We start from the raw sequence: 23,447 nt of genomic DNA, 5'->3' as shown, positions 1-23,447 counted from the left end.
TATATCTTTTGCTTAAACACCAGTAGGTATTGAGTATTACACCACTTCACTTTCTTTTGAGTTTGGTTCTTCTTTTTCAGGAAACACAATAGATGCCACAACACCCAATGCTATTGTGCCTAAGACAATGAACAAGCTCAGGCTGTGAGAAATTTCAATGCTGAATCCCCAGATATGCTCAGCGGCTTGTGCACACAGCTTAAATGCAATGAAGAATAGAACAAATGCTACCGCTTTTTCCAGATGACATAAATATTTAGCCGCCACAGCTAACATGAAATAAAGATTACGCAAGCCTAGAATAGCAAAAATAACTGCCGCATAAATCAAGAAAGGCTCTTCTGTCACTGCAATAATGGCAGGAACTGAGTCAAATGAAAAAACAATATCACTGATCTCAATACAAATTAAGCATAAAAAGAGTGGCGTTGCATAAAAAGCCGCTTTACCCACTACATTTAAGCTTGGGTCATTCGCTTTAAGCGTTTCTACTTCATTATGCTTAACAAAAAAATGATTTCCACTTAAGCGTGGCAAAACAGGAATCAACTTCTTCGTCCAACTTACTGACCAATGGTTAGAATAGTCTTCCGTTTCCTCATCATCTCCACCACCTTTCAGCATCATTACAGCAGTCCAGGCAACAATTAAGCCAAAAATGAACTCAACCCAGACACTTAAGCCAAACAAGGAAGTACCTACTGCGATAAAAATTGCTCTAAATAACAGGGCTCCAATGATACCGTAGTAAAGCACCCGGTGCTGCAAAGCACCTTTGATACCAAATGAAGCAAAAATAGCAATGAATACCATCATATTGTCTACTGACAGCGTTTTTTCCAACACATAGCCAGTTAAAAACAAGTCAGCCCATTTGGCATCATAACGGAGGTATAGATAAGCATAAAAAGCAATGGCCAGTGCTACCCAAAAAATAGACCAGCCTAAAGCATCTTTAAATTTTATTTCAGTTGAATTTCGGTGACTAAACAAATCGCACCAAACAGAAGCAGCTACTACTACAAACAACACAACAACTGCTTCCAAAGGAAAACCAAATGATTCCATAGATTACTTCCTGGTTCGGGATTAATTACAACTCAAAATCAGCGGGATTTAACCCCAACTCTACTGCAATCTTCTTGGCAACAGCTTTCTCATCATTATCGAAATCACCATCAGCAGCCGCAATGGCGATAATCAAACGCATAACGGTACGACAGGCGACTTCATTACCTTTAAGCCTGTTAAGTGCTTCAAACGCTTTAGACTCACCAATATCTTTATCAAACTCCAGATTCTGAACATGGTCAGAGAAAGTAGACACAACTTCTGTCGTTTTAAATACTTTTAATGCTTCATTATTTTCAATAAATTTAACCATTTTTTGTTTTTCTTCAGCATCGATCGAACCATCAGCTAAAGCGATAAGTGCAGCTCCACCCGTTGCTGCATTTAAGAAGTTTTTATTCTTAAACTTCATTACATCATCTTTTAATTCATTCGCTTTTTCTTTTAGTGAGTTTAAAAAGCCACTAAATCCACCTGCCATAATACAATCCTCTAGTCAATCTGGGTTTTGTTGTTGTGAACGCCAGGGCAGCCCCCACCCATAGGCCTGATCCATTGCAACCAATGAATCAAAAAACTCAACGAGTGGGGTGAGCTTATATTGTTGAGCCACTCGCTCTATCATTGCCACTGCACATAATGGCTGATCACAACGATAGGAATTAATATTTATTTGGTCTAATTTGTTAAAATCAATGCTGGCACCCAATTTATTCCACTGACTTAACCCTTCTAAAATAAAGCAATAAACTAAAATGCGATAAGATTTATGCCAGTATTGGGTATTCAACTGTAACTGTTGGACACGCTGCTCTTCATTGCTCAGCGCCTGAATATACGGCACCCCATAATAAGACCCTCGTTCTTCACCATAAGACTGAACTAAGCCACGCTGCCCATTACTCAATTCGTAAAAGGCACCAATCCTCAGGTCATTAACAGGATTAAAATCAAGTACATTATTGATAGGATCATGGGGGTTGAGCTGGTTGTCCCAAGAGAGTGTAACCAGCAAGTCGTCAGCTGAAATGGAATGAAGCACTTGTTTATTTTGTTGTGCAGACACCTGTGACTTTGTTTTATCTATTACTCCACCAGTGCTTGTTGTTGATGTAGGCTCAGCTAGGGAAATGTTATATTGCTTTTCTAGCTGGACAATTCCATCATTAAACCCCTGACAAACAGACCTAACCTTCCAATTTTCCTGATGACGATAGAGCTCTGATACAATTAACAACGATTCATTAGGATTGTTAGCAAGGTCAGTTTTCACCTCAAACAAAGACTGGTCAATAAGTGTATCAGTATAGATAACGGTTAGCTGGCTTACCAACGTCGCCAAACTAACATCGCCATAAGCAACAAATTTTATTTTATTAACTTGATCAGGTAATTCGAAAGGCTGAATCAACCAAGTCATTTCATTGCTCTGATTGATACCTGTGCATTTTTCCTGAATAACCTGCTGCTGTTCATCAAGCACTAAACTCAACCACTTGACCCCCATATTACCTTCAACACGAAGGGTCACAATAGGATTATCAATCTTTGCATTTTGCCCAGGTATCAATGACTGCATTTCAGCGAATTCAGCTTTCTATAATTGATTTACTAAATTTTAAACTGATTAGATATAAGAGCGAGAGACCGTCTCAATGGTTTGTTCCAACCCTTGGTCTCGTGTTGCTTCACCAACTGCTTTAAATTTCCAGTCTCCATCCTTTTTATACAAAATACCGAGTACCATTGAGATAGAACCAGAAAATGAAGGATCATTGGCAATATCATAGGTAGCTAAAATATTATTGACTCGTGAAGGGGTTCCTTCATATAAACGGATAGAAGCAAAGGGAATTGCCGCAAAATCTTGTTTGCGAAATGAATTAAGTACTACAGCAACAGCAGAAACACCCTGTGGCACTTGCTGTAAATTAATGGTAATGACTTCATTATCTAAGCCATCATCACCTTCCATATCACCTGTTAGATCATCACCACTATGATGAATTGAGCCACACTTACTTCTCAATTGACCAAAATAAACGACATCCACTGGCTGTTTATTATCATTATACAAGCCTACGCTGGCATCTAGATCAACAGGTACTTTTTTCGTACCAAAAAAACCTTTTTTCTCAATAGCCCCCCAGTTAACTCCCACACAAATTTCTTGAAGGTCTTTACCCGCTTCTTTTTCAAGGCTAATTCGTTGACCTTTAGTTAATGAAATTGCCATATAGACTCCTTGCCCTAATCAAGTTTCATACAATAATATGAAGGCAGCACTTTGACATACCCCCTATAACTAGTCAATAAGAATAACAATGGTTACTTAATGACTTGATGATAATAATTACCTGCTTAAATTCAGGGTAGATCGATACCACCAATGGATAATACATATAATACAGTAGCCGACTTAAGAACGACTTGTGTTGAAAAAATTCGAGTTTTCTGTGACAAGCAGCGACACCCTTATTAAAAATATCCCTGTTAAATCTGCCTGCGACATTCGTCTTCTGGCAAAAGTGCTACCATAATGACAATTAAACTGACATAAAGTTTCATTGTCTGTTTTTAGCCTTCAATCGTTATTGAGCACCTTCAGGCCAAGGTAATACAGGTACAGCTGTTACACTATTTTTTGGTGAACCTTCAACCAGTTTATCGCTATAAGTCAAATAAATGATTACTTGTCGCTTAGGATCAAAAAAACGCACTACTTGCATGGTTTTAAATAACACAGAAGTACGCTTCTTAAACACCTGCTCACCATCTAACTTGCCTGCTTTTAGTTCATCAGACAGCTTAATAGGCCCCACCTGTCGACAAGCAATAGAAGCATCGGAAGTGTCCTCAGCCAAGCCTAGCGAACCTGATACTCCTCCTTTTTTTGCTCGACTTAAATAACAGGTCACACCACTGACATCAGGATCATCAAAAGCCTCAATCACTATTTTATCATTAGCACCAAGTAGCTTAAATGTTGTGGCAACTTCTCCTACTATTTCACCATAACACTGGCTGTAAAAAGCCACGCCAAATAACCCTACCCCAATTGACTTTGCTATCTGCTTTACTAGCATTTTATTGGTTACCTTTTTGCTTTTACTAACCTTTGAATACTATATCACCTTCCAGCGTTTGCAGCATTTGTCGTATTTCATCAATAGCAGTCTCCGTTAAAAAAAAAGGGCTACTTTCTGTGCCACCAATAAACTCCTTTTCATCCAGCTGTAAACAACGTATCCGTATAGTTTCCAGCTGTGCATCATTGTAAATAGGGATACTGATAAAAACCTGCCAGTCTTCCTCACTTGCTTCCCCATTGACGATATCAAAAAATAAGGTTTTGACTCTGGCCCGTTCGATTCGATAACGCGGCGTTCTGACGTTAAGTAGCAGCAACACAATGCAGCCAATGAGTATACTTGCCAACAGAACCGTGATTAGCCAAACAGCCATAAAACACTATTCGTCTTAAGTTTTTAACTGAGCTAACATGACATCTTTTGCCGCATTGACTTGAATTGCTAAATAACTGGTTCCCCCTTTGTCAGGATGAAGCTTTGTCATTAAGCGACGGTGAGCATCAATAATTTCTTGTTTAGTGGCTGTTTCTTTTACTCCCAACACTTCTGCTGCTTCTGTCACAGTCATGGGTTCATTATTCCCAGAACGATGTGACTGCGAGTGAGATTGCGATTGTTGATGTTGTTCCTGGTAGGACTGCCACTCAGATGAACGCATCTTACTCAAATAAGTATCCAACAATTGACGAGTGTCTTGCTCGTTAGCAGGGCAGTGTGAATAAAGTTCAGCCAGCTGCTCAATGGTTAGCTCACTTAATCGTTTACCTTGGTATTGACCAACTAGCACGTCACCATCAATGTCACCACTGACATGATTTAACGTCATCACTAAAAGGTGGGTACGAACTGTTGACTGCTTCCCTTGGGGTTGCTGTTGCCCCCTGGCACTAGGAGTTAAAACACTTTTGTGCTGCCATAGCTTTTGAATAAATGGCCAATAGTTTGCTAAGGAAAGGGTTTTTCTAATAAACGGAATTAATGCTGCCAACAAAGCAAAAACGATGGAAAGTCGACCGGTAATCACCAGATAAGCAAAAAATAATAGGCCGGTAATAATTAACGATTTCTTTAACCACTTTTTACGGTCTTCGGGTGGCAGCTTTCGATATTTATACCAAGCTATTGAGCCACCAATTAATGCAATCAGAATAAACAGTCGAGACAAAGCTAAATATCCTTTATTCTTTAATTCTCAAGACCCACCAGCTTTTGATAACCTGCTATTGGTAGGTATTGCTATTAACCACCTGATAATTGATGCTCAAGTTGTAACACCACATCGGGCTGCCCTTTAGCAAAGTGTCGAAGCGCTTTCAGCCCTCCCACTGAATAGACTGCTACTGCTGATAAAAGTGCCTGCAACTCAGCTGCACTGCCTTCATTAAACTGACAATGGGCACCCCCAGACACTTTGGCTATTTGCTGGTAACCTTGGGTAGCGACTTCATCGTGACCTTCTTGAAATAAAAATACTGGCACACCATGTAACTTCAATTGCCCAGCCCAATTGCACAGCTCATCTATGGATTCTTCCAAGCTATCACCCACAAATACTATCGCCTGCAATGGTTGCTGCTTTGCTTCTGCTAAACCATGCTGTAACAGTCGGCTAATTTGAGTATAACCACCAATGCACGACACCTGATTCATTTCCGCAAGCAAGGCTTCTGTTGAATGTAGCCAGGGGCTGGCATGGAACTGGCTAAAACCACGATAGTAGCAAAGCTGTACGGCTAACTGGCCAAATGCATGGGTTTCCACAAACATCTTGCCTTGTAAGTGACAAGCACGATCCCAAGTTGCTTCACGGCTGGCGGTAGCATCTAAAGCAAAAATCAAGCGACCTTTGTCGGCAGCACAGGTAGCAGGCAGCTGTTCTGCCTGCCGAATAAAGTCAGCTATTGCCTTACTGTTTGAAGGGGTTACTGGTAAATGATCATCTTTATGGTCAGCCATGAAAACCTCTTACAGCGTTATCTCTCTATAAGATTAAGATATGGCCACCAATAAAGACAAAATCAAGGGTAGGGAAATAGATGTTTGTTTTTTATTGCTGGAAAAGCTATTTAACAAAGCACCACATTAACCGCTAACCCACCTAATGCAGTTTCTTTGTATTTCGATTGCATATCCATACCGGTTTGACGCATGGTTTCGATAACACTGTCTAAAGCTACTCGGTGGGTACCATCCCCTCGTAACGCCAACCGGGCGGCATTCACCGCTTTAACAGCGCCCATAGTATTCCGCTCAATACAAGGGATTTGCACCAGCCCACCAATAGGATCACAGGTCATGCCTAAACTATGCTCCATACCAATTTCAGCAGCATTTTCCACCTGTTCAGCACTGCCACCCAATACCGCAGCCAATGCACCAGCTGCCATTGAGCAGGCTACACCAATCTCACCCTGGCAACCTACTTCTGCTGCTGAGATAGAAGCATTCTTTTTATAAAGCATACCAATAGCCGCTGCCGTCGCCAAAAAGTCATAAAGCCCTTGCTGATTAGCGCCTGGCACAAATCGCATGTAATAACTCAATACCGATGGAATCACCCCAGCAGCACCATTAGTCGGTGCTGTCACCACTCGCCCACCTGCTGCATTTTCTTCATTGACCGCTAAAGCAAACAAGCTAATCCAGTCCATTACTGTCAACGGGTCTTTCAAAGAGTCCTCAGGCCGACTACAAAGTTCTTTATGTAACTTCGGCGCCCGTCGCAGTACATTTAAGCCACCAGGTAACACCCCTTCGGTTCTACAGCCACGCTCTATACAATCATGGAAGACCTGCCAGGTTGCCTCCAGCTGTTGCTCAACAGCTGCCATAGACCCTTGCAGTACTTCTTCATTGGCAAACACCAACTGAGCAATAGACAAGCTATGTTGTTTGCAAAGCTTTAATAGCTCTTCAGCGTTATGAAAAGGAAATGGGACTTCTATTTCTGATGCAGCAGGTGCAGTCGTAGAAAGCTCTTCTTTGCTGACGACAAAACCACCTCCTACCGAGAAAAATTGATCATGATGGAGGATCAGCCCATTGGCATCATAAAGGCTTAATTCAATGCCATTAGGATGCTCAGGTAGAAAAGTCTCATTATGAAACTCAATAGCTTGATCAGGATCGAAGTCAATTTCGTACTTACCTGCCAACATCAAACGATGAGTAGCACTAATTTCATCCAGCTTGGCAGCCACCTGCTGCGGATCCACCTGATCAGGACGCTCTCCAAGCAGCCCGAGTAATACGGCGGTATCGGTACCGTGACCTTTACCAGTAAGAGCTAGAGAGCCATACAAGGCAACCTTCACTTTAGTAACTTGATCCAGACAATCCTTGCTATCTGCTAAAAATCGATACACTGCCCACATAGGCCCCACTGTATGGGAACTGGATGGGCCAATACCAATTTTAAAAAGGTCAAAAATACTTAATATACTGTTCTCACTCATACAGCTAACCAATGCCCTTTAGATGAAGCACTTATCATTTTAATTTAGACCTTCAGCTTAGGACTTTTTTCAACAATTGGCCTAGCTCACTGCGACTTTCTATACTCATGTGCACGCCATGCTTTGTAACCAGCGCTCTTTGCTAACAATCAAGCAGCCGTTATCAGCAAGCAAAGTGAGTTCACTATGAAACAGTCAAGTGTCGGATAAAGCAGTGGACTACTGTTTTTGACAACTTGTTTTAATTCAGTTGTTGTAAGAAGCAACTGTAAAAAACAAAGGAAGTAATAAAGGAAAAGGATTTAATGTAATGAAGTGATATGTCGACTGCACTTAGCTAAAAAAAAAGGGTCTATCGAAATAGACCCTTTTGCATTGTTTGGCGGAGAGGCAGGGATTCGAACCCTGGGTGGGCTATTAACCCACGCCGGTTTTCAAGACCGGTGCTTTCAACCGCTCAGCCACCTCTCCAAACTGTTTGGGTGCCCCCGAACTTGGTGGCAGATAATACCGGATTTTTTTTCAGAGTCAACGGGTATTTGCTTGATTTTACCTGTGACAGAGGTATGATTTTCAACAAAGGCAATTTTTGCTTGTTTTATAAACAAAACAGGAGTTTATCGTGTTAGAGAATAACCAGTACTCAACTGCAGCGGCCTCCAAAGAGGCTTCGATTATTCAAACCAACAAGGTATTAAAAAATACCTATATGTTATTAGGTATGACACTGTTATTCAGTGCCATTAGCAGCAGTGTTGCCATTGCTACTCAAATACACGTACCTTTCTTAGTCTACTTAATTGGCTTAGTAGGGTTACTTTTTGGCATCCACAAAGCCCGCAATAGTGCTTTAGCCCTGCCGCTGACATTTGCCTTCACCGGATTTATAGGGTTCTGTACAGGCCCTGTTATTGGCGCCTACCTAAGCTTACCTAATGGGCCTGAGCTGGTAGCTTCTGCGATGGGAACAACAGCGCTGGTCTTTTTTGGCCTCTCCGGTTACGTTTTAACTACCAAAAAAGACTTTAGTTTTTTGGGTGGTTTCTTATTTGCCGGAATAATGGTGGCCTTCGTAACCACCCTGATTGCTTTGGGAATGAGCTACTTCTTCCAGTATAGTATTCCAGGCTTACACCTAGCGATTTCAGCTATTATGGTTCTCCTACTGAGCGGCTATATTCTTTACGATACGAGCAATATTATTAACGGTGGAGAAACCAACTATGTGATGGCAACTGTCAGCTTATACATAAATATCTGGTTTCTTTTTATGAATTTGTTGCATTTATTTGGCTTTATGTCAGGTGACGACTAAGTCTTAAGAATATATGCTAGAACCCTGCAACTGCAGGGTTTTTTTTGGCCTAACAAATTAAGATGGAGTGATAGAGTTAATTCCAAATGAAATTTACTTTACTTATCACAGGCGCACCTTATAACAGCGAAGCTCCTTATACTGCCCTTCACTTTGCTAAAGCAGCGCTAAAAGGGGGGCATACTATTTACCGAGTATTTTTCTACCAGGATGGGGTTCATTGTGGCAACAGTTTGGTTACCCCCCCACAAGATGAGCTTAATTTACCCAAAGAATGGAGCCAGTTTATTCAAAAAAATAAGCTTGATTGTGTCGTTTGTATTGGTGCTGCATTACGTCGTGGTGTTATCGATGAGCAAGAGCAAAGTCGTTACGAGTTACCCGCTGCCAACTTACATAAAAATTGGCCATTATCTGGCTTAGGTCAATTAATCGAAGCGACTCAACATTCTGACCAGGTGATTACCTTTGGTGCTTAGTAAGGATGGTTCCCCCTATGAAAAGCCTTTGCATTGTTTCTCAACAATCGCCTTACGCTTCCCCACGAGCCAAAGAGGCACTCGACGCAGCATTAGTGGCTGCGACCTTTGATATTCCTACCACGCTGGTGCTCTTGGGTGATGGGGTGTTTCAGGCGATCAAAACGCAAGCAGGTGAAAAGATTCAGCAGAAAAACCTGGGCAAGCAGTTGGCTGTCTTACCCATGTATGACATTGAAGTGCTTTATGTATCTGAGCAAGACCTTAGCTGCCGAGGCCTTAAACCAGAGCAGCTGATGGACAATGTACAGGTGCTCCCAGGCGAACAAATCAGTGAATTAATCCGTCAGCAGGATATGGTAATTTCTTTATAAACCCATGATTTTACACACACTTAACCAACACTCTGAATTATTGGTCCGTAACTGCTTAAATACGATTGCCTCTGGTGATAGCCTGTTATTGATTGAAAATGCTGTTTACCTGGGCATTGAGGAAAGCTTTTCTACATCACCAATGGCAATGCGCACAGACATCAACTTGTATGCACTGATACCCGACTGCGAAGCCAGGGGGATCAGCCCCCTATTATTTCCTGGATTTGATTTGATTGACTACCCTGGCTTTGTCAAACTATGCACCGAACATAAGCAAGTGATTAGCTGGTATTAATATGCAGTGTCTAACCGTGTTAGATAAAACGATTCCATTAGATAAGGAAGGTTATTTAAAGCAGCTTTCTGACTGGAATCAATCGGTAGCGGAGGCACTGGCCGAACAAGAAGGACTGGCGTTGAGTGACCGCCATTGGGAAATCATTCATGCCTTGCGAAACTTTTACCAGCAGTTCGAGCAATCACCTGCCATGCGACCTTTTGTTAAGCATATTGCTAATAGCCTGGGTAAAGACAAAGGTAACTCTATTTATCTGATGCAGTTGTTTCCAGGCAGCCCAGCCAAACTAGCCGCTAAAATCGCTGGCCTACCAAGGCCGACTAATTGTTTTTAATTTATTGTCTCAAGGCTATAGGTAGGGCTACATAAACAATTACCAGACAAATAAAAACTCTTTACTTCAGTGCCCTATATGGAATAACAGGCTATTCTTCCTCCGCTTTTGAAGGACCATCCATGGCCCATCAAAAGCTAAAGCGACATCCCTGTCGCCGCTACAGAATACCCTGCTACTCCATATCCACAAATTTTTTCGACAACCCACTACTGTAGGGCGAACGACAGCAACTTTAGTTGATATAAAAAATGCTGGCTGGAACGCCGATTAGAGCATCCAGGGAGAATTGTGACCATCATGGATGATGGAAATGCAGTTTAAGCAAGGAGCATTCAACTGCCTGCGTGTCCGGTATCGTTTATGTAGCCCTACTACTCCGCAGAAAACCAAGCCAGCTTACTCCGTAAGGACACAACCTCTCCCACTATTATCAGCGTAGGCGGCTTAACTTCCTGATCTTTAATGACAGTTTCAATCGTCGCTAACGTACCCGTATAAACCCGCTGTTTTTGGGTAGTGCCTTGTTGAACTAACGCAATTGGTGTATCCGGGCTGCGACCGTGATTTTGTAACTGCTGACAAATGGTGCCCAACCCCATCAAGCCCATATAAAACACCAAGGTTTCAGCTGGGTTACTAAACTGCTGCCAGGGGAGTTCAAGATGACCTTCTTTCAAATGACCGGTAATAAATCGTACTGACTGGGCATAGTCTCGATGGGTCAATGGAATCCCCGCATAACTGGCACACCCAGAAGCAGCAGTAATGCCTGGTACCACCTGAAAAGGAATACCTGCTTCAGCCAGCTGATCAATTTCCTCCCCTCCTCGACCAAAGATAAAAGGGTCACCACCTTTTAGCCGTAACACTCGTTTACCCTGTAGTGCCAAATCAATCAGCCGTTGATTAATTTCTGCTTGAGGGAGTGCATGATTAGAACGCGCTTTTCCAACATAGAGCCGATCAGCATCACGTCGTACCAGTTCCAGCACTTCTGGAGAAACAAGACGGTCATATAGCACCACATCTGCTTGCTGCATTAGCCGTAAAGCACGAAATGTCAGTAAATCAGGGTCCCCAGGCCCCCCACCCACCAAATAGACTTCACCGAGTTTATTCGGTGTCGCTTCAGCAAGAGCTGCTTCCAACTGCAGCTCTGCTTTATCCAATTTGCCAGCAAATACCTGTTCTGCGATAGGACCGGTAAGCACTTTTTCCCAAAAATAACGCCGGTCGTTAATGGCACTGAATTGCTGCTTCACTTTTTCCCGGAATTTACCTGCCAACTCAGCCAATTGGCCATAGCGATGGGGAATCAGTGACTCAATTTTGCCACGCAGTAAACGTGCTAAAACGGGTGCCGCACCACCACTACTAATTGCAATAGTTAAGGGGGCTCGATCAATAATGGCTGGAAAAGTAACTGTTGATAAGGCAGGTTGATCCACAACGTTAACGAGGATATTGGCCTGTTGTGCTAACTGGGAAACTTGTTGATTAACCTGCTGGTCGTTAGTAGCTGCTACTACTAATGCATAAGGCAGATGCTGTATATCCTGCGGATTAAAGCATCTGAGATGACATTGACTGCCTTGCTTTAAAACCTGACTTTGTAAGTTATCATTAATTTGGGGGGCAACCACAATTAACTCCGCCCCGGCTTGCAACAGCAGATGCGCCTTACGACTGGCTACATCTCCACCACCGACTAGCAAGCAAGGACGATTGGTTAAATTATGAAATAAAGGCAGTTGATCCATTGAAATACCCACTCACTCAATTAGGCTTCTATTGTGTCGAAGCCTAACTGCTTCAGCAAATGAGCTTTTGATCTAAGCTAATTACCTGGTTTTTAATTCGCTTATTTTTTTATTCAATCACCTCAAGGCCACCCATATAAGGTTGCAGCACTTTGGGTATATGGACCCGACCAGTTTCATCTTGATAGTTTTCCAATACGGCAATTAAGGTACGCCCTACTGCCAGGCCAGAGCCATTTAAGGTATGCAACAGTTCAGGCTTACCCGTTTCAGGGTTCCGCCAACGCGCTTGCATTCGACGCGCTTGGAAATCCAGGGTATTACTGCAAGAAGAAATTTCCCGATATTTATTTTGGCCTGGTAGCCATACCTCAATATCGTAAGTTTTCGTGGCACCAAAACCTAAGTCGCCACCACATAGGCTGACAACCCGATAAGGCAGCTCCAATAATTGGAGAATTTTTTCCGCATTACCGATCAACTCTTCCAGTGCAGCAAAAGACTCATCTGGCTTAACAATATGTAGCAGTTCAACCTTATCAAACTGATGCTGACGAATCATCCCTCGGGTATCACGACCGGCACTACCCGCCTCGCTACGGAAACAAGGTGAATGACAAACAAAGCGCATGGGCAACTGATCTGCATCCACAATTTCGTCCCGCACCATGTTAGTGACAGGCACCTCTGCCGTAGGGATTAAATAATAATCTTTACCGCTGTCAGGATCATGCTCAATTTTAAATAAATCTTCACCAAACTTTGGTAACTGTCCAGTGCCTTTTAGTGTGTCATCATTAACAATATACGGCACATAAATTTCTTCATAGTCATGCTCATTCGCATGAGTATTCATCATGAACTGGGTCAGCGCGCGGTGTAGTTTGGCAATAGGCCCGCGTAAAACAATAAAGCGAGAGCCGGTTAGTTTTGCTGCGGAATTAAAGTCCATCCACCCCTGTTTTTCTGCAAGGGCTTCGTGATCCTTCGGTTCAAAACTCAACTGTTTGGGCTCACCCCAACGACGAATTTCTTCGTTATCGTCTTCGGTTTCTCCTTCAGGCACAGACTCATGGGGGATGTTAGGAACACCCAGCATCAAGTCCTGCCACTGAGCCTGAACTTCATTTAGCTCTGCTTCTGCTTTTTTGACTTCTTCAGCTAAACGATCCATCTCAGCTTTTAATTCTGAGATATCTTCACCTTTCGCTTTTAGCTGGCCAAATTTTTTCGATCCAACTTTACGCTCATTTTGTAATTGCTGGGTCCGTACTTGAATTTCTTTACGGCGACTTTCTAACGACTCAACCAAACTAACGTCGAGTTGAAAGCCACGGCGTTTAAGTTGCTCCGCCACTTCTACTGGACGGGTGCGAACAAGTTTTGGATCTAACATGAGCGTTAATTACCTTATTTATAAATTCAGGTTTTGTTGATAATTCAGTAATGATCTGCCGGACTGCTCATACAACAAAGTCATCTACAGCAACATCATCTACAGCAGCTAATCAAGTAAACTTTGTGCAGCAACCAGTCCTAACCAAGTGGCTAATAAACACAATACGACACTTCCTACCATATAGCTTAATGCAATCCAAGGCTCACCATTTTGAATCACTCGAAACGCATCCAATGAAAAGGTAGAAAATGTCGTAAAAGCGCCTAAAAAACCAACAATTAAGCCATTGCGCCAAGCTGGCTGCAATTGTAAACGTTCTACCAAAATAAAATAAGCGATGCCAATAAAAAAAGAGCCCAGCACGTTTACTACCAGAGTAGGAAGCGGAAAAAACTTTCCCCCGAGCTGTTGATAGCCCCAATAAACCAAAAACCGTGCAATGGCCCCTAAGGCACCACCACAGGCAACTGAGATCATCTGTTGTAGCATGGTAATTAAACTATTAATTGGAGTTGCTAATCAGAATAACGTTGCTGCTCACTAAGCTGATCCCATTCAGCCAGCTGCATCAGCTTTTGTTTAATCTTTTGCTCTAGACCACGATCAACGGGGTGATAAAACTGCGTACCGACCATTTCCGGGGGAAAATACTGCTCACCTGCCACATAGGCATTGGGCTCATCATGGGCATAACGATACTCTGCACCATGGCCTAACGACTTCTGTAGTTTCGTGGGTGCATTACGTAAGTGGATTGGCACTTCGTAGTCAGGTAATTCTTTAACTGCTGCACAAGCTTTTTTATAGGCAACATAAGCGGCATTACTTTTTGGTGCACAAGCACAATAGGTAATCGCTTGCGCAATGGCTAGTTCGCCTTCAGGACTGCCTAAGCGTTCTTGCACATCCCAAGCAGACAAGCAAACAGATAACGCTCTTGGGTCGGCATTACCAATATCTTCACTGGCCATTCGCACTACCCGTCGGGCGATGTACAGCGGGTCACACCCACCATCTAACATTCTGGCATACCAATACAAAGCGGCATCCGGTGATGAACCTCTGACCGCTTTATGCAGGGCCGATATTTGATCGTAAAAAACATCGCCACCTTTATCAAAGCGCTTAGGTAAATCAGCAATAACTGGCTTAATTTGTTCAACTGTTAACACTGTATCGTTAACGGCTAAATCAGCAACCACTTCCAGCACATTGAGTAACCGCCGAGCATCTCCATTGGCTGCCATCAATAACAAGGCTTGAGCCTCTGAACAAATGCTAAGCTGTTTTTTACCAATACCACGTTCTCGATCAGTCAGTGCCTGCATTAACAGCTGCTCTAACTGCTCATCTTCCAGAGGTTTTAAGGTATAGACCCTGGCTCGGGATAATAAGGCATTATTTAATTCAAAGGCTGGGTTTTCAGTGGTAGCGCCAACAAAAACGATAGTGCCGTCTTCCACATAAGGTAAAAATGCATCTTGCTGGGCTTTATTAAAACGATGGACTTCATCAACAAATAAGATGGTCGGCTGCTGACGCATTTTTGCCTGCTGCACAGCCTCCCGAATATCTTTAACGCCGGCCAGTACTGCTGAAAGGGTTTGGAAGTGAGCCTTAGTATATTCTGCTACTAATTTGGCTAATGTGGTTTTACCTACCCCAGGTGGCCCCCACAGCACCATGGAATGTAATTGGCCTTGACGAATTGCTTCACCGAGAGGCTCACCAGGCCCTAGCAAATGGGCCTGGCCTACATATTCATCTAAAATACGCGGCCGCATTCGCGCAGCCAGTGGCTGCCAGGGCAGCGACTGATCTGCAAACAGGTCGGACATAGTTTACTCTTCAATCACATCCGCATTTTTGAGTACATCAGCTGGTAACGTAAACTCATCAGCTGAAATTTCTTTATTGGTACTGATATCAGTAAAATCAATGGTCGTATGCGCACCAAGAGAATCAGTCAGTTTCATGTTGGCTAACACCCCTTCATTGAAGCTTAACCGCAAGGCTTCAAACACACTGTCTTTTGCTTTAGGTGTTAGTTTGAAGTTGACGTCTTGTTTGGTGCTTTTTCCAATTTTCACTACTTCAAAATTATCCGCCAGCTTCTTTACATCACCACTCAATAATAATGCTGGAGTACTACTCACTTGCTTATCTAGCTTTTGCACAGTGACTTGCTCTAGGTCTGGGTCATACACCCACACTTTTACTCCATCGGAAATAACAAGCTGGGGAAAGGGACCAGTGACTTCCCAACGGAACTGATTAGGTCGACTGACTACCACCTGACCTTCGGATTTTTGAGTCCGATTACCTGCGGCATTCAATGTGGTTTGATGAAACTTCGCAGTAATGGAGTGGGATTTTTCCAAGAGTTTATTTAATGACTCAACGGCTTGCTGATCAGCAACAGTCGCTGTAGCCAGACAACAGCCGACGACGGCTAACATAAATTGTTTCAACACAGTAAACCTTTTCAACAGCTGATTTATTAATCGGTAACAGGAGCTGGTGCAATGACTTCACGAGAACCATTACTACCCATAGAGCTAACAACACCCGCTGCCTCCATTGCCTCAATCATTCGGGCAGCTCGGTTATACCCGATTTTAAGGCGTCGTTGCACAGATGAAATGGAAGCACGCCTTGATTCTGTGACAAATGCAACAGCCTCATCATAAAGTGCGTCTTGTTCACTGTCATCCGAATTTTCCGCAGATATACCAGGCACATCGGCGTCGCCCCCTTGTAAGACCTCATCCAGATAATCAGGTTCAGAGCGCGCCTTCCAGTCAGCCACGACGCGATGAACTTCATCATCAGATACAAACGCCCCATGCACTCGAATCGGCACACCCGTACCTGGCGGAAGGTACAGCATATCACCATGTCCTAGCAGCTGCTCTGCCCCACCTTGATCAAGAATAGTGCGAGAGTCTATTTTCGAAGACACCTGAAAGCTGATGCGGGTAGGTATATTTGCCTTGATTAACCCAGTAATCACATCCACTGACGGACGCTGGGTGGCCAAAATCATATGGATACCCGCCGCCCGTGCTTTCTGTGCCAGACGGGCAATGAGTTCTTCAACCTTTTTACCGACAATCATCATCATGTCAGCAAACTCATCAATCACTACCACAATAAATGGCAGCGCCTCTAACCCTGGCGCATGATCATCTTCACTGACAGGCTGATGCAATGGATCTGGGATCGGATCTCCCGCTTTAATCGCATCCTTAACCTTCCGGTTAAATCCAGCAATATTCCGCACCCCCAGCTTGGCCATTAGCTTATAGCGGCGCTCCATCTCTGCCACACACCAGCGCAGCGCATTAGAAGCTTCTTTCATATCAGTTACGACAGGTGCCAGCAGATGGGGTATACCTTCATAGATGGAAAGCTCCAACATCTTTGGATCCACCATAATCAACCGCAGTTCTTCGGGTGAGGCTTTAAACAACATACTTAACAGCATACTGTTAACCCCAACCGACTTACCTGAACCCGTGGTACCCGCTACCAGTAAATGAGGCATTTTAGCCAGATTCACCACCACCGACTGGCCTGAAATATCATGTCCCAGCGCTAGGCTTAAAGGTGAGTCTGAGGCTTGATAGGCCTTGGAGTTAATCACCTCGCCAAAGTAAACAATTTCCCGGTCTTCATTCGGAATTTCGATACCTACAACTGATTTACCAGGAATGACTTCCACTACCCGCACACTCACTACCGCTAAAGAGCGTGCCAGATCCTTAGCCAGGTTAGTGATTTTACTCACCTTAACCCCTGCTGCTGGCTGAATTTCAAATCGAGTAATAACGGGTCCTGGGTGGACAGCCACCACTTCAGCCACCACATTGAAGTCTTTCAGTTTTACCTCAAGCAGCTCTGATAAGGTTTCTAGATCTTCTTCAGAAAAGCCTTTGCGGTTTGTAGCATCAGGCTCATCTAATAAGGTAGCAGCAGGCATATCGCCAGAAACCTGACCAGCATATTGAACATTACGGCGCTTTTTACTCTTTGGCTGAGGAGCACTGGCAGGCGTTACTGCTTGAGTAGGTGGAGATATTAAAATGGGGGACCGCTTACTCCCCTCCCCTACTTCAATCTCATCTTCCATATCGCTATCAAACTCTGGTTCCTGACGTTTTTTCCGTTGTCGTTTAGGCTTGGCAGGTTGCTCCACCACTGCTTTTTTTTCAAATTTGGGTCGACGTTTCCAAGCTAGCTTACAGCCATGCGCTATTAGGGCCAGAAAATCCAACACAACCCGCCCAGTGACATCCATCAGCCGCAACCAGGATAAGTCGGTAAACACCGTAACCCCCACTAAAAAACAAGTCACCAAAACCAGCGTTGAACCGATCACATTAAAGGCAGGAAGGGTGTGCTTAATAATAACCGTACCCAGGATGCCACCCGAAGATGCCGGCAATTGCTCTGCAGCAGGCATAGCAAAATGCAGCGATGCCAGTGAGGCACCAGTCGCTACTGTGACGATCAAACCCAGGGCGCGTAACGTCCACAAGAGCCCGTTAAACTCAATGGGTCGGTGCCGAAAGCGAAACACCTGCCAGGCTTTAATACCAAGCAGCAGTGGAAATAAGAAGGCAAAATAGCCAAAAAGTGATAATAGTAAATCAGCAAACCAGGCCCCTGAAGCACCTACGGCATTTTGCACGGGCTGGCCACCACCTGTATGAGACCAGCCGGGATCAGTGGGGCTATAGGTAAATAATGCCATCAGCAAATAAACACAGGTTGCCACCAAGGCAATTAATATGCCCTCTTTCAGCCGTGCAACAAATGAAATGCTGGGAATTGTAATAGTATCGTTAGCTCGAGTTTTCGCGCCTTTCAATAGCCTACCCTTCCTCAAAAAAGCTTATATAATAATAGCTTAGCAAGTTATTGCCCACCACTACATTAACTATACGCGCCTAAATTACTGAATACTGTAGTTTTTATAGTAGCCAGTCAACGTACCTCTCTTACGACAATATGACTACCTCTAACTAACATTTATCCACTTATATTGGCGTTATCTCGCGTCCACACACCAGAAAGCAATATTCAGGCTAAAATTGCCAATGCCCCTTCTGACTGTTAGGGTGCCGCAAATAACAAGAAACGAAGCTAACTCATGTTGGTGAATATGGCGCAAATTCCTTGGCTTAACGATTACCCAGTTAAATTTCCTCCAGTGAGTGATGCCTTAGACTACCCTGATGGTTTATTGGCGGCAGGGGGAAATCTCTCTGTCTCCACTCTACTGGAAGCTTATCGCCGTGGTATTTTTCCCTGGTTCAGTGAAACCGAACCCATTCTTTGGTGGTCGCCTAATCCACGCATGGTATTACTACCAGAAGAACTGAAAGTATCCCGAAGCCTGCGCAAGTTTATTAAGAAGCAGCATTTTACCGTAACCTGTGACCAGGCATTCTCCCAAGTTATGCAGGCCTGTGCTGAACCACGAAAAGAAAGCAGCGGTACCTGGATCAGTGATGAAATGTACAGTGCCTACAATGAACTGCATTTATCAGGGCATGCTCACTCTATTGAGTGCTGGCAAAATGATACTCTGGTCGGTGGGCTCTATGGTGTCGCTATCGGCTCAGTATTTTTTGGTGAGTCTATGTTCAGCCGAGCAACCAATGCCTCGAAAGTAGCACTCTACTATTTGGTTGAACAGCTGAAGCAATGGAACTTTCCACTCATTGATTGCCAGGTTTATAGTGAACACTTGGCCAGTTTAGGTGCAAGACCTATTTCCAGGGAGCTGTTCGTTGACTATCTTAATCAATATTGTTGTCATACATCTGTGACTAACTGGAAAGAATTTCACACCACGTTGCTGGGTGAGAACACATGAGTAACCTGAAAGCATTAAAATTCTACGCCACCCAGCCCCATACTTGCAGTTACTTACCTGAGCAGCAAGCCACCACACTATTTCTTGACCCAGACATCATTATCTCCAAGCCACTTTACAGTCAGCTGACCGACTTAGGCTTTCGGCGCAGCGGCCAGCATTTATACCGCCCTCACTGCGAAGCTTGTTGTGCCTGCACACCTGTGCGAGTCAAGGTTGATGAATTCAAACTCAAACGACGATTTCAACGAATCTTAAAGGTTAACCACGCCATTACCCTGGAAATCCACCCGCCTCATTACTGCGATGAATACTATGATTTGTACGCTCGCTACATTGAAGCTAGACATGCCGATGGCGATATGTTCCCTCCCAGTAAAGAGCAATTTAATTCTTTTTTGGTCGGCGATTGGTCGTTTTGTAAATTTATGGAGTGCCGCTTAAACGATAAGTTAGTAGCTGTTGCGGTGATGGATGAGCTGGCCAAAGGCTTGTCCGCCATTTATACCTTTTTTGAACCCGATCTCACTAAGCACAGCTTAGGTACCTACTGCATCCTACAGCAAATTCGCTTGGCTAAATCCTTAGGTTTGCCCTATGTTTATCTGGGCTACTGGATCAAAGAATGTCAAAAAATGAGTTATAAAACCGAGTTCAGACCATTAGAAATCTATCTGGATCATCAATGGTTAACTGTTTTATAAAACGGTTGCAATATAATTTATAGATTCATTACCTACTGCTATTTTCACCACGTTTATAGTCAAAAGTATATAGGGCTAGTCCAAAGTATAAGAAGCGGGTGCTACCTCCTATAAACAAAGGCATTTAAAGTGTTTATGATAAAAAAATTAGTTTTCTAGACCTTTATAGCCTTTACTTCTAGACTAGTTTTCAGGCAGAATGCAGCCCGTTTTACCAGAAGCTATCTTGATATAAATCAGCTAGCTTATATTGAGACTATATCAAGCTAGCCGACTTATACTGAGTTAGCTTCTCAGCTAATCAACGCATTGAGGTGCTAAGCCGAATGGCAAAAGAAGACTCTATTGAAATGGAAGGCACAGTGATTGACACTCTGCCAAACACCATGTTTCGTGTAGAACTTGAAAATGGTCATGTAGTGACTGCCCATATTTCTGGAAAAATGCGCAAGAACTATATTCGCATTTTAACTGGCGACAAAGTAAGGGTTGAGCTGACACCTTACGACTTAAGCAAAGGTCGTATTACTTACCGTGCCCGTTAATTAAATCTGCTACGTCCAGCTCACTATTCCAGAGCCAGATTGCGAGGGCAGCTTCAAGCTGCCTCATAATCCAGTGTTAACATACCGTCTTTTACTGAGACGTGAACCTTGCCACCGTTACCGGCCAACTGCCCAAACAGGATTTCTTCTGCCAGCGGTTTTTTCAAGTTTTCCTGAATGACCCGCGCCATTGGTCGTGCGCCCATTTGCTTGTCATAGCCTTCTTGTGCAAGCCAAGCAAGAGCACTTTCATCAACCTCTAGCAGCACTTTCTTATCATCAAGCTGCGTTTGCAGTTCAGTTAAGAATTTATCAACCACATGCTTGATCACATCTGGATCTAAATTTCCAAACTGGATAATGGCATCTAAGCGGTTACGAAACTCTGGCGAGAAAGTCTTTTTAATTGCTTCCATTCCATCAGTCGAGTGATCTTGCTCAGTAAACCCAATCGAAGCACGACTAACCGTTTCAGCCCCAGCATTGGTTGTCATCACAATAATCACATTACGGAAATCCGCTTTACGACCATTGTTGTCTGTTAATGTGCCATGATCCATCACTTGCAGCAGCAAGTTAAATACCTCTGGATGGGCTTTTTCTATTTCATCCATTAATAAGACACAATGCGGCTGCCTGTTGATTGCCTCAGTTAACAGGCCGCCTTGGTCATATCCCACATAACCGGGTGGTGCGCCGATCAACCGTGAAACGGTATGCCGTTCCATATACTCAGACATATCAAACCGAACCAGCTCAATACCCAGCACCTCAGCCAGCTGACGACTTACTTCAGTCTTACCCACACCGGTAGGTCCAGCAAATAAAAACGCTCCTACAGGACGCTCTGGCGCCTTTAAACCAGCACGAGACATTTTGATTGCAGTTGATAGTGAAGTAATCGCTTCATCCTGACCAAACACCACCATTTTCAAGTTGCGCTCGAGTTTTTCTAAGATTTCCTTATCAGAAGCAGATACATTCTTCGGTGGAATCCGGGCAATTTTCGCCACGATAGACTCAATATCTCCAACACCAATGGTTTTTTTCCGTTTATTTTCAGGCTGCAAACGCTGATAAGCCCCCGCTTCATCAATTACATCAATCGCTTTATCAGGCATATGGCGATCATTGATATAACGATCAGCTAACTCAGACGCTGCCCGCAGTGCAGTTTCTGTGTATTTAATACAGTGGTGCTCTTCGAACTTTGGTTTTAGCCCTTTGAGGATATGGAAAGTATCCTCCACATTGGGCTCATTAATATCCACCTTTTGAAATCGCCGCGCCAACGCCCGATCTTTTTCAAAAATACCGCGAAACTCTTGAAAGGTAGTTGAACCAATACAACGTAACTCACCTGACGTTAACAAGGGTTTCAGCAAGTTAGAAGCATCCATTACTCCACCTGACGCAGCCCCTGCACCAATAATGGTATGGATTTCATCAATAAATAAAATGGCATGGGCTTTTTTACGAAGCTCTGCCAGCAGCTGCTTGAACCGCTTTTCAAAGTCACCACGATACTTGGTACCGGCAAGCAGAGCACCCAAGTCTAATGAGTAAATAGTGGCATCTGACAAAATATCAGGGACTTCTTCATCCACAATGCGCTTGGCAAGCCCTTCAGCAATCGCTGTTTTACCAACGCCCGCCTCCCCCACTAATAATGGGTTATTTTTACGGCGGCGAGTCAAAATTTGCGCTACCCGCTCCAGCTCTTGATCTCTCCCCACCAACGGATCAATCCGACCGGCTTTAGCTTGTTCATTGAGGTTAGTGGCGAAGTTCTCTAGTGGATTCGATGACGTGCCCGTTTCTGTTGCAGCCTCATCATCGCCTTGCTCATGACCAATTTCCTCTTGATCACTACTTGCGCCTGATACTTTGGAAATACCATGGGCAATAAAATTAACCACATCTATTCTGGCGATATTTTGTTGTTTGAGGAAGTAAACGGCTTGACTCTCTTGCTCACTAAAAATGGCGACCAATACATTGGCGCCAGTCACTTCCTTTTTTCCCGAACTTTGCACATGAAATACGGCACGTTGCAATACCCGCTGAAACCCCAGCGTAGGCTGCGTTTCTCGATCATCTTCATTACTAGGAATTAAGGGTGTGGTTGAGTCGACGAAGTCAGTTAAGTCCCTGCGTAAGCGATCCATATCAGCACCACAAGCCTTCAATACCTTGGCTGCTGCATCGTTATCCAGCAGCGCCAACAGCAGATGCTCCACCGTCATAAATTCATGACGTTTGGCACGAGCATCCTTGAAGGCATGGTTCAAGGTCACTTCGAGGTCTTTATTCAACATATCGTTGGTACCTTAGGTTCCGCTGATTAATTAGCTTTCTCAATGTTGCACAACAGAGGGTGCTGGCTCTCTTTTGAATATTGAGTCACCTGCTCTGCTTTAGTTTCAGCAACATCTTTTGTAAACACTCCACAAACCCCCTTTCCTTGTGTGTGGACTGTTAGCATGACCTGGGTAGCTTTCTCCCAGTTCATATTAAAAAACAACTGTAGTACTTCAACAACGAAGTCCATTGGGGTGTAATCATCATTGATGAGTACTACTTTGTACATAGCGGGTGGTTTTAAAGCAGGCTTTGCCGGCGCCACCACAACTTGTCCGTCCTCGTCTAGATCGCCGGTTCCATCCTCACTATCTAATGTTAGACGAAGTTCTTTTAATTTACCCATCGTTAATACTCAACCCTATTCACA

25 protein-coding genes and 1 tRNA gene are annotated in these 23,447 nt (G+C 43.7%); 8 read left to right on the top strand and 18 right to left on the bottom strand.

All coding sequences use genetic code 11. From position 1 onward, the window contains the following. Positions 1-36: 36 nt before the first annotated feature. The 10 genes from OQE68_RS22785 to OQE68_RS22740 all read right to left on the bottom strand — a co-directional run bounded on the left by OQE68_RS22785 (position 37) and on the right by OQE68_RS22740 (position 8,089). Positions 37-1,068, bottom strand: a complete 1,032-nt coding sequence (locus tag OQE68_RS22785) for a TerC/Alx family metal homeostasis membrane protein (RefSeq protein ID WP_180567432.1) — start codon at positions 1,066-1,068, stop codon at positions 37-39. Positions 1,069-1,093: 25 nt separating this feature from the next. Then, on the bottom strand, positions 1,094-1,552 hold the full coding sequence (locus OQE68_RS22780) for a tellurite resistance TerB family protein (protein ID WP_180567433.1): 459 nt from the start codon (positions 1,550-1,552) through the stop codon (positions 1,094-1,096). Positions 1,553-1,567: 15 nt separating this feature from the next. Next, the gene (locus OQE68_RS22775) at positions 1,568-2,650 is read right to left on the bottom strand and encodes a TerD family protein (RefSeq protein WP_180567434.1); all 1,083 of its coding nucleotides are present in this window, start codon (positions 2,648-2,650) and stop codon (positions 1,568-1,570) included. A gap of 48 nt (positions 2,651-2,698) precedes the next feature. Next, on the bottom strand, positions 2,699-3,307 hold the full coding sequence (locus OQE68_RS22770; RefSeq protein ID WP_180567435.1) for a TerD family protein: 609 nt from the start codon (positions 3,305-3,307) through the stop codon (positions 2,699-2,701). A 355-nt stretch (positions 3,308-3,662) separates the two neighbouring features. Continuing rightward, positions 3,663-4,157, bottom strand: a complete 495-nt coding sequence (locus OQE68_RS22765) for a CreA family protein (RefSeq protein ID WP_180567436.1) — start codon at positions 4,155-4,157, stop codon at positions 3,663-3,665. Between the two features lie 25 nt (positions 4,158-4,182). Continuing rightward, entirely contained in the window at positions 4,183-4,536 is a 354-nt protein-coding gene (locus tag OQE68_RS22760) for a hypothetical protein (protein WP_180567437.1), read from the bottom strand. A gap of 15 nt (positions 4,537-4,551) precedes the next feature. Next, positions 4,552-5,328, bottom strand: coding sequence for a DnaJ domain-containing protein (locus OQE68_RS22755; protein ID WP_180567438.1), 777 nt, complete (start codon positions 5,326-5,328; stop codon positions 4,552-4,554). A 74-nt stretch (positions 5,329-5,402) separates the two neighbouring features. Continuing rightward, entirely contained in the window at positions 5,403-6,119 is a 717-nt protein-coding gene (locus OQE68_RS22750) for a VWA domain-containing protein (RefSeq protein WP_180567439.1), read from the bottom strand. Positions 6,120-6,229: 110 nt separating this feature from the next. After that, on the bottom strand, positions 6,230-7,618 hold the full coding sequence (locus tag OQE68_RS22745; RefSeq protein WP_219339952.1) for an L-serine ammonia-lyase: 1,389 nt from the start codon (positions 7,616-7,618) through the stop codon (positions 6,230-6,232). A 380-nt stretch (positions 7,619-7,998) separates the two neighbouring features. After that, positions 7,999-8,089 (bottom strand) — tRNA-Ser (locus OQE68_RS22740). A gap of 151 nt (positions 8,090-8,240) precedes the next feature. Here OQE68_RS22740 and OQE68_RS22735 point away from each other — a divergent pair. The 5 genes from OQE68_RS22735 (at position 8,241) to OQE68_RS22715 (ending at position 10,421) form a co-directional block, all read left to right on the top strand. Then, positions 8,241-8,933 (top strand): Bax inhibitor-1/YccA family protein, encoded by a 693-nt coding sequence (locus OQE68_RS22735; protein WP_266195796.1) that lies wholly within the window; start codon positions 8,241-8,243, stop codon positions 8,931-8,933. Positions 8,934-9,019: 86 nt separating this feature from the next. Further along, positions 9,020-9,412, top strand: coding sequence for a sulfurtransferase complex subunit TusD (gene tusD, locus OQE68_RS22730; RefSeq protein WP_180567440.1), 393 nt, complete (start codon positions 9,020-9,022; stop codon positions 9,410-9,412). Between the two features lie 17 nt (positions 9,413-9,429). Continuing rightward, complete coding sequence (gene tusC / locus OQE68_RS22725; RefSeq protein ID WP_180567441.1) at positions 9,430-9,786, top strand: sulfurtransferase complex subunit TusC; 357 nt, start codon at positions 9,430-9,432, stop codon at positions 9,784-9,786. A gap of 4 nt (positions 9,787-9,790) precedes the next feature. Continuing rightward, entirely contained in the window at positions 9,791-10,084 is a 294-nt protein-coding gene (gene tusB / locus OQE68_RS22720) for a sulfurtransferase complex subunit TusB (RefSeq protein ID WP_180567442.1), read from the top strand. Position 10,085: 1 nt separating this feature from the next. Then, positions 10,086-10,421, top strand: coding sequence for a TusE/DsrC/DsvC family sulfur relay protein (locus OQE68_RS22715; RefSeq protein ID WP_180567443.1), 336 nt, complete (start codon positions 10,086-10,088; stop codon positions 10,419-10,421). A gap of 374 nt (positions 10,422-10,795) precedes the next feature. Here the strand turns inward: OQE68_RS22715 and cysG are convergent, their stop codons facing one another. The 6 genes from cysG to OQE68_RS22685 all read right to left on the bottom strand — a co-directional run bounded on the left by cysG (position 10,796) and on the right by OQE68_RS22685 (position 18,456). Continuing rightward, entirely contained in the window at positions 10,796-12,184 is a 1,389-nt protein-coding gene (gene cysG / locus OQE68_RS22710; protein WP_180567444.1) for a siroheme synthase CysG, read from the bottom strand. 109 nt (positions 12,185-12,293) lie between these two features. Further along, positions 12,294-13,580: a serine--tRNA ligase gene (serS, locus tag OQE68_RS22705; RefSeq protein ID WP_180567445.1), complete on the bottom strand. Its 1,287-nt coding sequence runs from the start codon at positions 13,578-13,580 to the stop codon at positions 12,294-12,296. A 108-nt stretch (positions 13,581-13,688) separates the two neighbouring features. Continuing rightward, on the bottom strand, positions 13,689-14,072 hold the full coding sequence (crcB, locus tag OQE68_RS22700) for a fluoride efflux transporter CrcB (protein WP_180567446.1): 384 nt from the start codon (positions 14,070-14,072) through the stop codon (positions 13,689-13,691). 26 nt (positions 14,073-14,098) lie between these two features. Then, entirely contained in the window at positions 14,099-15,421 is a 1,323-nt protein-coding gene (locus tag OQE68_RS22695; protein ID WP_180567447.1) for a replication-associated recombination protein A, read from the bottom strand. A gap of 3 nt (positions 15,422-15,424) precedes the next feature. Continuing rightward, positions 15,425-16,057, bottom strand: coding sequence for an outer membrane lipoprotein periplasmic chaperone LolA (gene lolA / locus OQE68_RS22690; protein WP_180567448.1), 633 nt, complete (start codon positions 16,055-16,057; stop codon positions 15,425-15,427). 26 nt (positions 16,058-16,083) lie between these two features. Next, positions 16,084-18,456: a DNA translocase FtsK gene (locus tag OQE68_RS22685; protein ID WP_255490796.1), complete on the bottom strand. Its 2,373-nt coding sequence runs from the start codon at positions 18,454-18,456 to the stop codon at positions 16,084-16,086. 294 nt (positions 18,457-18,750) lie between these two features. Between OQE68_RS22685 and aat the strand changes: the two genes are divergently transcribed. From aat to infA, 3 genes are all read left to right on the top strand, one after another. Further along, positions 18,751-19,467, top strand: a complete 717-nt coding sequence (aat, locus tag OQE68_RS22680) for a leucyl/phenylalanyl-tRNA--protein transferase (RefSeq protein WP_180567450.1) — start codon at positions 18,751-18,753, stop codon at positions 19,465-19,467. Next, positions 19,464-20,171, top strand: a complete 708-nt coding sequence (locus tag OQE68_RS22675; protein ID WP_180567451.1) for an arginyltransferase — start codon at positions 19,464-19,466, stop codon at positions 20,169-20,171. The genes aat and OQE68_RS22675 overlap by 4 nt, the downstream gene beginning before the upstream one ends. A 326-nt stretch (positions 20,172-20,497) precedes the next feature. Then, positions 20,498-20,716: a translation initiation factor IF-1 gene (gene infA, locus OQE68_RS22670; RefSeq protein ID WP_027706826.1), complete on the top strand. Its 219-nt coding sequence runs from the start codon at positions 20,498-20,500 to the stop codon at positions 20,714-20,716. Positions 20,717-20,769: 53 nt separating this feature from the next. Here infA and clpA read toward each other — a convergent pair whose 3' ends face one another. Together clpA and clpS are read right to left on the bottom strand one after the other, a co-directional pair. Continuing rightward, on the bottom strand, positions 20,770-23,034 hold the full coding sequence (gene clpA / locus OQE68_RS22665; RefSeq protein WP_180567452.1) for an ATP-dependent Clp protease ATP-binding subunit ClpA: 2,265 nt from the start codon (positions 23,032-23,034) through the stop codon (positions 20,770-20,772). A 26-nt stretch (positions 23,035-23,060) separates the two neighbouring features. Continuing rightward, the gene (gene clpS / locus OQE68_RS22660; protein ID WP_180567453.1) at positions 23,061-23,423 is read right to left on the bottom strand and encodes an ATP-dependent Clp protease adapter ClpS; all 363 of its coding nucleotides are present in this window, start codon (positions 23,421-23,423) and stop codon (positions 23,061-23,063) included. Positions 23,424-23,447 lie beyond the last annotated feature (24 nt).

It is taken from the genome of Spartinivicinus marinus, from assembly GCF_026309355.1.
In the GTDB taxonomy this organism is placed as follows: domain Bacteria; phylum Pseudomonadota; class Gammaproteobacteria; order Pseudomonadales; family Zooshikellaceae; genus Spartinivicinus; species Spartinivicinus marinus.
Note: the sequence above shows the minus strand (reverse complement) of the source record. Positions and strands in the feature narration are given on the sequence as shown.

Bases quoted from the DNA above. Each gene is read 5' to 3' on its own strand.
- tusB (WP_180567442.1), top strand. From the start codon at position 9,791: ATGATTTTACACACACTTAACCAACACTCTGAATTATTGGTCCGTAAC.
- serS (WP_180567445.1), bottom strand. From the start codon at position 13,580: ATGTTAGATCCAAAACTTGTTCGCACCCGTCCAGTAGAAGTGGCGGAG.
- OQE68_RS22785 (WP_180567432.1), bottom strand. From the start codon at position 1,068: ATGGAATCATTTGGTTTTCCTTTGGAAGCAGTTGTTGTGTTGTTTGTA.
- OQE68_RS22745 (WP_219339952.1), bottom strand. From the start codon at position 7,618: ATGAGTGAGAACAGTATATTAAGTATTTTTGACCTTTTTAAAATTGGT.
- cysG (WP_180567444.1), bottom strand. From the start codon at position 12,184: ATGGATCAACTGCCTTTATTTCATAATTTAACCAATCGTCCTTGCTTG.
- OQE68_RS22760 (WP_180567437.1), bottom strand. From the start codon at position 4,536: ATGGCTGTTTGGCTAATCACGGTTCTGTTGGCAAGTATACTCATTGGC.
- OQE68_RS22750 (WP_180567439.1), bottom strand. From the start codon at position 6,119: ATGGCTGACCATAAAGATGATCATTTACCAGTAACCCCTTCAAACAGT.
- OQE68_RS22715 (WP_180567443.1), top strand. From the start codon at position 10,086: ATGCAGTGTCTAACCGTGTTAGATAAAACGATTCCATTAGATAAGGAA.
- tusD (WP_180567440.1), top strand. From the start codon at position 9,020: ATGAAATTTACTTTACTTATCACAGGCGCACCTTATAACAGCGAAGCT.
- OQE68_RS22765 (WP_180567436.1), bottom strand. From the start codon at position 4,157: ATGCTAGTAAAGCAGATAGCAAAGTCAATTGGGGTAGGGTTATTTGGC.
- OQE68_RS22780 (WP_180567433.1), bottom strand. From the start codon at position 1,552: ATGGCAGGTGGATTTAGTGGCTTTTTAAACTCACTAAAAGAAAAAGCG.
- infA (WP_027706826.1), top strand. From the start codon at position 20,498: ATGGCAAAAGAAGACTCTATTGAAATGGAAGGCACAGTGATTGACACT.
- clpS (WP_180567453.1), bottom strand. From the start codon at position 23,423: ATGGGTAAATTAAAAGAACTTCGTCTAACATTAGATAGTGAGGATGGA.
- tusC (WP_180567441.1), top strand. From the start codon at position 9,430: ATGAAAAGCCTTTGCATTGTTTCTCAACAATCGCCTTACGCTTCCCCA.
- clpA (WP_180567452.1), bottom strand. From the start codon at position 23,034: ATGTTGAATAAAGACCTCGAAGTGACCTTGAACCATGCCTTCAAGGAT.
- aat (WP_180567450.1), top strand. From the start codon at position 18,751: ATGGCGCAAATTCCTTGGCTTAACGATTACCCAGTTAAATTTCCTCCA.
- OQE68_RS22770 (WP_180567435.1), bottom strand. From the start codon at position 3,307: ATGGCAATTTCATTAACTAAAGGTCAACGAATTAGCCTTGAAAAAGAA.
- OQE68_RS22675 (WP_180567451.1), top strand. From the start codon at position 19,464: ATGAGTAACCTGAAAGCATTAAAATTCTACGCCACCCAGCCCCATACT.
- crcB (WP_180567446.1), bottom strand. From the start codon at position 14,072: ATGCTACAACAGATGATCTCAGTTGCCTGTGGTGGTGCCTTAGGGGCC.
- OQE68_RS22775 (WP_180567434.1), bottom strand. From the start codon at position 2,650: ATGCAGTCATTGATACCTGGGCAAAATGCAAAGATTGATAATCCTATT.
- OQE68_RS22695 (WP_180567447.1), bottom strand. From the start codon at position 15,421: ATGTCCGACCTGTTTGCAGATCAGTCGCTGCCCTGGCAGCCACTGGCT.